At 48.6% G+C, this 1,196-nt stretch carries 1 protein-coding gene; it reads left to right on the top strand.

The window, feature by feature from the left end; genetic code table 11:
* The first annotated feature begins 70 nt into the window (after window positions 1–70).
* A protein-coding gene (locus BTJ39_RS24235; protein WP_096777790.1) for an IS3 family transposase occupies window positions 71–1,158 on the top strand; the annotation gives its coding sequence in 2 pieces (ribosomal slippage) (window positions 71–323 and window positions 323–1,158; 1,089 coding nt in all).
* Window positions 1,159–1,196 lie beyond the last annotated feature (38 nt).

Raw genomic sequence — 1,196 nt, 5'->3', positions numbered from 1 at the left:
GGTAATCCCCCCGAAAAACCGGTGTGTTCATAAGTAGAATTTTCTCGTAATCTGAACCGGGGAGATCTCTGTGAAAAAATCACGCTTTACCGACAGCCAGATCATGGCCATCCTCAAGCAGGCCGAGGCCGGGACGCCGGTTGCTGAGCTGTGCCGCGAGCATGGCATGAGCAATGCCAGTTTCTACAAGTGGCGTTCACGCTTTGGTGGAATGGATGCCTCCATGATGGCACGTCTGAAAGAGCTGGAAGACGAAAACCGCCGCCTGAAAAAGATGTATGCCGAAGAACGGCTCAAAGCCGAAATTATTCAGGAGGCCATGGCAAAAAAGTGGTGAAGCCATCGTACCGAAAGCAGATGGCACAGGATGCGGTCAGAAGACGAAGCATCAGTATACGTTTTGCCTGCCAGTTGTTTGCTGTCAGCGAAAGTTGCTATCGCTATCAGCCTCAACTGAATGAAGAAAACACGGTTATTGCTGACTGGCTGCTCCGCATCACTGACAGTCAGCGCAACTGGGGTTTTGGTCTGTGTTTTTTGTACCTTCGTAACGTAAAAGGCTTTAAGTTCAATCACAAAAGGGTATACCGGATTTACTGCGAGTTGTCGCTGAACATGCGAATCAAACCGAAAAAAAGACTGAAACGGGATAAACCTGAACCGCTGGCAGTGCCTGAAAGCCGCAATGAATGCTGGTCGATGGACTTCATGCAGGATCAACTGTCGGATGGTCGTTCCGTTCGTCTGCTGAATGTTATTGATGACTTCAATCGTGAAGCGCTGGCTATTGAGGTGGATTTTTCTCTGCCCGCAAACCGGGTGGTGAGGACCCTCGACCAACTGATTGAATGGAAAGGTAAACCATCAGCAATACGCTGCGATAACGGGCCAGAATATACCGGAAAAATACTGATGGCATGGGCAGCTCAGCAAAATATAACTCTTCGTTTTATACAACCGGGCAAACCTCAGCAGAATGCTTATATTGAGCGATATAACCGGACAGTGCGTTATGACTGGCTGGGACAACACCTGTTTGCATCACTGGATGAATTGCAGGGCTATGCCACGCAGTGGCAATGGTTTTATAATCACGAACGTCCGAATATGGCGCTGAATGGCTACACGCCAATGCAGCATATTCAACGTATGACCTGATTCTACTTATCACCTCCGTTAAAAATGGGGGGATTACC

Origin of the sequence: Izhakiella australiensis, from assembly GCF_002006995.1 — a bacterium.
In the GTDB taxonomy this organism is placed as follows: Bacteria; Pseudomonadota; Gammaproteobacteria; order Enterobacterales; family Enterobacteriaceae; genus Izhakiella; species Izhakiella australiensis.
This window is presented reverse-complemented; position numbering and strand designations above follow the sequence as displayed.